Source organism: Segeticoccus rhizosphaerae, from assembly GCF_009192725.1.
GTDB lineage: Bacteria > Actinomycetota > Actinomycetes > Actinomycetales > Dermatophilaceae > Segeticoccus > Segeticoccus rhizosphaerae.
This window is the reverse complement of the sequence record NZ_VOHR01000243.1, coordinates 1-5,813: the sequence shown is the minus strand read 5'-3', so window position 1 is coordinate 5,813 and position 5,813 is coordinate 1. Positions and strand designations below refer to the sequence as shown.

5 protein-coding genes are annotated in these 5,813 nt (G+C 71.2%); 3 read left to right on the top strand and 2 right to left on the bottom strand.

Going from position 1 to position 5,813, the window contains the following annotated elements; translation table 11 throughout:
- Positions 1-89: 89 nt before the first annotated feature.
- The gene (locus tag FRW57_RS16170) at positions 90-515 is read right to left on the bottom strand and encodes a cytidylate kinase-like family protein (RefSeq protein WP_152186479.1); all 426 of its coding nucleotides are present in this window, start codon (positions 513-515) and stop codon (positions 90-92) included.
- Between the two features lie 20 nt (positions 516-535).
- Positions 536-676: a cytidylate kinase-like family protein gene (locus tag FRW57_RS23355; protein WP_162529387.1), complete on the bottom strand. Its 141-nt coding sequence runs from the start codon at positions 674-676 to the stop codon at positions 536-538.
- A 241-nt stretch (positions 677-917) separates the two neighbouring features.
- Between FRW57_RS23355 and FRW57_RS16165 the strand changes: the two genes are divergently transcribed.
- The 3 genes from FRW57_RS16165 to FRW57_RS16155 all read left to right on the top strand — a co-directional run.
- Entirely contained in the window at positions 918-2,576 is a 1,659-nt protein-coding gene (locus tag FRW57_RS16165) for an NAD(P)/FAD-dependent oxidoreductase (protein ID WP_137122923.1), read from the top strand.
- Entirely contained in the window at positions 2,573-3,958 is a 1,386-nt protein-coding gene (locus FRW57_RS16160) for an ATP-binding protein (RefSeq protein ID WP_152186478.1), read from the top strand. Before FRW57_RS16165 ends, FRW57_RS16160 begins: the two co-directional genes overlap by 4 nt.
- Positions 3,959-4,025: 67 nt before the next feature.
- A partial coding sequence (locus FRW57_RS16155; protein ID WP_152186477.1) for a thioredoxin domain-containing protein occupies positions 4,026-5,813 on the top strand: 1,788 nt, incomplete at its 3' end.

The following is a 5,813-nucleotide window of genomic DNA, read 5'->3' as shown; positions in this document are numbered from 1 at the left end:
CGAGGCGCTGGTGGCGGCCCCGGGGGCCGCGGACCCGCTGCACGCCCGGTGACGCCACGGCATACGTGCTGTCGGGGGGCTGTCGCGGGTCAACGCCGCGCTGCGGCGTGCTTGACCTTCGCGGCCGCCACGATCATCTCGACACAGGTGTCGAGGTCGACGCGACCGGTGTTGACCACGAGGTCGTACTGGTCGAGCTCTCGCGGATCCCACTCGTAGAGGTCGAGCGACATCTGCGCCCGGACCTGGTCCTCACGCTTCTGACGCTTGGCCGCGCGGGCCTCCTCGATCCAGTGCGGGCGGCGGCGCGCCTGACCCGCACGTCGCCCGGCCCAGTCGAGGCGGACATGGAGGGCACCGGGGTGGTCGGCAAGGATCAGGGCACCGTTGCGCCCCATGATCACGCCACCGGCCTCCCGAAGCACCATGTCGGTGTTCTGGGTGACGAGGTCGTGCTGGTCACGCTGGAGCGTGACGACGTCTCCGCCCTCGTAGCTGCTGTGCGCGGTCCCCATCGCGGTGAAGACCCGGGTGATCAGGCTCTCCTCTCGCGCGCGCTCTCGACGGCCTCGATCTGGTCCGAGGAGAAGGCCTGATCGTGGAACGGCACGTGGAGCTGCTCCGCGACGCGCGGTCCGACGTAGTCCGCCCCCGCGCCGTAGGACTCGAACAGCATGATGACCATCTTCGTTGTGGTCGCCGTGTCCTCGTCACGGTCGAGCCGAGGCGAACCGTCGTACTCCCCCTACGTCCTGCGCCGGCCGGTGTCGGCCGCTCTTGGCCAAAGCGACCATCCGGAGGCGGTTCGCCGATAGACTGGTCGGCAGCGCCATCGTCCTCACGCCACTCGAGTTGCCCGGGCACCCGCCGGGGCGCCTGGGGGGTCTTCGCGCGGGCGAGCGAGTCCGGAGCGGCCAATGCACAAACCGGCGATCCTCACGGTCGACGACGACCCCATGGTGTCCGCGGCCATCACGCGTGACCTTCGTGCGCGCTACGGCGCGGACTACCAGGTGTTGCAGGCCTCCTCGGGTCCGGAGGCCCTGGCGCTGTTGTCCCGGCTGGCCTTGCGCGACCAGCCGGTCGCCATGATCGCGGCCGACCAGCGGATGCCGCAGATGACCGGCATCGAGATGCTCGGCCAGGCGCGCAGCTCTGCCCCGGACGCGAAGTTCCTCCTGCTGACGGCCTACGCCGACACCGACGTCGCGATCAAGGCGATCAACGACATCGGGCTGGACTACTACCTGCTCAAGCCGTGGGATCCACCGGGTGAGCGGCTCTACCCGGCGACCGATGACGTCCTGTCCGACTGGGCCAGGCAGCACCCCGACCGCACGGCAGAGGTGCGGGTGGTCGGGCACCGCTGGTCCGACCGCACCCACGAGATCAAGACCTTCCTCGCGCGCAACCACGTGCCCTACCACTGGTATGACGTCGAGGACCACGGCGACGCCCAACGCCTGAGCGAATTTGCGCGGGCCGCTCCGGAGGACCTGCCCCTCGTCCTCATCCCGGACCACGACGCGCTGCGGGCCCCCACGACGGTCGACCTGGCCGGAGCGCTCGGCCTGAGCACCAAGGCACAGCAACCGCTGTATGACGTGTGCATCGTCGGCGGCGGACCCGCGGGACTCGCGGCCGCGGTCTACGCGGCGTCGGAGGGCCTCACCACGGTCATCGTCGAGCGTGAGGCCCCAGGCGGCCAGGCCGGCCAGAGCGCAGCCATCGAGAACTACCTGGGGTTCCCGAAGGGCCTCACCGGCTCCGACCTCGCCCAGCGCGCGGTCTCCCAGGCCTCCCGGTTCGGAGCCGAGATGGTGCTGGCGCGCGACGTGGTTGGCTTCGAGGCTCGCGGGCCAGCGCGAGCCGTCCTGCTGGACCAGTCGGGAGAGATCGAGGCGAAGGCGCTGATCGTGGCCACCGGGGTCTCCTACCGACGGCTACCCGCACCCGGGATGGAGGAGCTCACCGGCCGGGGCGTCTACTACGGCGTCGACGCCAGCGAGGCGAGCCAGTGCCGCGGCGAGGAGGTCTACCTGGTGGGAGGCGCCAACTCGGCCGGGCAGGCGGCGCTGAACCTGTCGCGCTTCGCGAAACGGGTGGTCATGCTGGTGCGGGCCGCCGACCTGGGCGCCACCATGTCGCGCTACCTCGTGGAACGGATCTGGGCGGCGCCGAACATCGAGGTACGGATGCGCACCGAGGTGTCGGCGGCGCAGGGCGACGGGCACCTCGAGTCGCTCACCCTGTCCGATCGAGACACCGGAGTGGCCGAGGAGGCCCCGGCGAGCTGGTTGTTCGTCTTCATCGGCGCCGCGCCCCGCACCGAGTGGCTGGGCTCGGAGGTGGTGCGTGACGACCACGGATTCGTGGTCACGGGTCACGACCTGGTCGCCCCGGAACGCGCCCAGCTGTGGCCGCTGCCGCGGCCCCCCTTCGCGCTCGAGACGAGCGTCCCCGGCGTCTTCGCGGCGGGCGACGTGCGGCTGGACTCGATGAAGCGGGTGGCGTCCGCGGTGGGCGAGGGAGCCATGGCGGTCTACAACGTGCACCGCTACCTGGCCACCACATGATCCGCCTCGCCGAGCTCCGCTCGATCAGCCTGTTCGACGGCCTCTCCGACGTGCAGCTCGCGGAGCTGTTGGCCGCCGGGACGGAGGTGCCGTTCGAGCCGGGTGACGAGCTGTTCCAGGAGGGGGGGCACGCCGACTTCTGGTGGGTGGTCGTCGACGGGGCGCTCGACCTCTACCGCCGGGTCGGCCGGGAGGAGGCTCTCGTCGGGAAGATGGACGTGCCGGGACGGTGGTCCGGCGGCTTCCGCGCCTGGGACGACCAGGCGGTCTACCTCGCGACCGGACGGGCCGTCATACCGGGACGGTTGCTGCGCGTTCCCGCCGAGTCCCTGCGAGAGCGGTTCAACGCGTGGTTCCCCTTCGGGGTGCACCTGGTGGCCGGCCTCTACGGCACGGCCCGCCGGATCGAGTCCACCGTGCGGCAACGACAGTCGCTCATCACCCTGGGGACGCTGGCCGCCGGCCTCGCGCACGAGATCAACAACCCGGCGGCCGCCGCCACCCGTGCCGTCAGCGGTCTGGAGGAGACCGCCGGGACGTTGCTGGAGTGCCTGGGCCAGCTGGCCCGCGGCCAGATCAGCGCCACCCAGTTCATCGAGCTGGACAACCTGCGTCGGGAGATCGAGAAACCTCCGGCCACGATCGACCGGCTCGAGCTCGCGGACAAGGAGGAGGAGCTGGGCTCGTGGATGGCCGGGCACCAGGTCGACCGTCCGTGGGAGCTCGCGGCGTCCCTCGCCGCGGCTGGTGCCGACCGGGCCTGGTGCGAGCGCGCCCAGGAGACGCTCGGAGACTCCTCGTTGGAGCAGGGGCTGCGCTGGGTGTCGAGCGCGCTGTCGATGACCGCCCTGCTCGGGGAGATGAAGGAGTCGACCCGCCGGGTGTCGGAGCTGGTCGCCGCCGTCCGGTCCTACTCGCAGATGGATCGCGCGTCCCGTCAGACCGTCGACGTCACCGAGGGCCTCGACAGCACGATCGTCATGCTGGGACACAAGATCGGTGACAGCATCACCGTGGTCAGGGACTATGCCGTCGACCTGCCCCACATCGACGCGTTCCCCGGGGAGCTCAACCAGGTCTGGACCAACCTCATCGACAACGCGGTCGACGCGATGGAGGGCGCCGGCACGCTTCGCATCTCGGCCCGGGCCGACGGAGACGGCGTCATCGTCGAGATCGGCGACACCGGGCCGCCGATGCCACCCGACGTGGTGGCGAGGGCCTTCGAGGCGTTCTACACCACCAAGGACGTGGGCCAGGGCACCGGACTCGGTCTCGACATCGCGCGCCGCATCGTCGTGGAGCGTCACGGGGGCTCGATCACCATCGACACCGGGCCGGCGGAGACGGTCATGCGGGTGCGGCTCCCGGCCGGACGCTAGGTCGGGGCCCGAACCGACCTCTTCCTCCTCCGTGCCAGCCGATGGAGGATGCGCCTACGGTGGGATCGTGACCAATCGACTTGCTGCCGCAACCTCTCCCTACCTCCTGCAGCACGCCGACAACCCCGTGGCGTGGCAGGAGTGGGACGAGGCGGCCTTCGCGGAGGCGCGGGAACGTGACGTCCCCGTGCTCTTGTCGGTCGGGTATGCCGCGTGCCACTGGTGCCACGTCATGGCCCACGAGTCCTTCGAGGACGCCACCGTCGCCGAGGCGATGAACCGGGGCTTCGTGCCGGTCAAGGTCGACCGGGAGGAACGACCGGACATCGACGCGATCTACATGCAGGCGACCACCGCCATGACCGGTGGCGGCGGCTGGCCGATGACCTGCTTCCTCACCCCCACCGGACAGCCGTTCTTCTGCGGCACCTACTACGCGAGACCACAGTTCCTGCAGCTGCTCGCCGCCGTCACCGACGCCTGGACCCAGCGACAGGACGAGGTCCTCGCAAGCGGTGCGCGCATCGCGGAGACCCTGCGGCGGGCCGTCACACCCGGGTCACCGCAGGCCCTTGGCCCGACTGAGCTGGAGCGGGCCGAGGAGCAGCTTGCGGCCGGGTTTGACTCTCGACAGGGCGGATTCGGGCATGCGCCGAAGTTTCCCCCGTCCATGGTGCTGGAGTTCCTGCTCCGCCACCACGCCCGCACCGGGTCACCGCGTGCGCTGGACATGGTGGACTCGACCTGTGAGGGCATGGCGAGGGGCGGGCTCTACGACCAGCTGGCCGGTGGGTTCGCCCGCTACTCCGTCGACGCGGGCTGGGTCGTGCCGCACTTCGAGAAGATGCTCTACGACAACGCGCTGCTGCTGCGGGTCTACCTCCACCTCTACCGCTCGACGGGTTCGGCACTGGCGCAACGAGTCGTCCGCGAGACCGCACACTTCCTGCTGCGGGACCTGCGCACGCCCGAGGGCGGCTTCGCCTCGTCCCTCGACGCGGACACCGAGGGGGTCGAGGGGCTGACCTACGCCTGGTCACCCGCCCAGCTGACCGACGTGCTCGGGGACGAGGACGGCCGCCGAGCCGCCGAGCTGCTGGGCGTGACCGAGGCGGGCACCTTCGAACGTGGTCTGTCCACCCTCCAGCTGCGCGCCGACCCGGACGACGCGGACTGGTGGAGCGCCATCCGTGAGCGGCTACGGGTGGCTCGCGGGCAGCGACCTCAGCCGACCACGGACGACAAGGTGGTCACCGCCTGGAACGGCTTGACCATCGCCGCACTGGCGGAGGCCGGTGCCCTGCTCGAAGAGCACGACTGGGTGCGCGCTGCCGTCGACTGCGCCGAGTTCCTGCTCAGCGTCCATCAGGTCGACGGGCGATGGCGCCGGTCGTCGCGGGGCGGGTCCGCGGGCCACGCGGCCGGTGTGGCCGACGACCACGGCGACCTGGCCGAGGGGCTGCTCGCGCTGCACCAGGCGACCTTCGACTCGCGGTGGCTGGCGGCCGCCGGCGGAGTCCTCGACACGGCGCTGGAGCACTTCCGCGACGAGTCGGGAGCCTTCCACGACACCGCGGACGACGCCGAGGAGCTGTTCACCCGACCGGCGAGCCAGGGAGACAACGCCGAACCCTGCGGCACCTCCGCGCTGGCTGGGGCCCTGCTCACCTACTCCGCACTGACCGGGTCGACGCGTCACCGTGAGGCGGCGGACGACGCGATCGCGGCAGGCGGCGCCGTGGCGTCCCGGGATCCCCGGTTTGCCGGTTGGACACTCGCCGCGGCCGAGGCCGCGGCGACCGGCCCCCTGCAGGTGGCGATCTCCGGCACCGACGACCGCGCCGCAGACCTGCTG

What these genes read in the sequence shown, in the direction of transcription:
- FRW57_RS23355 (WP_162529387.1), bottom strand. Translation starts at nt 676, where the DNA reads ATGCTGTTCGAGTCCTACGGCGCGGGGGCGGACTACGTCGGACCGCGC.
- FRW57_RS16170 (WP_152186479.1), bottom strand. Translation starts at nt 515, where the DNA reads ATGGGGACCGCGCACAGCAGCTACGAGGGCGGAGACGTCGTCACGCTC.
- FRW57_RS16165 (WP_137122923.1), top strand. Translation starts at nt 918, where the DNA reads ATGCACAAACCGGCGATCCTCACGGTCGACGACGACCCCATGGTGTCC.
- FRW57_RS16160 (WP_152186478.1), top strand. Translation starts at nt 2,573, where the DNA reads ATGATCCGCCTCGCCGAGCTCCGCTCGATCAGCCTGTTCGACGGCCTC.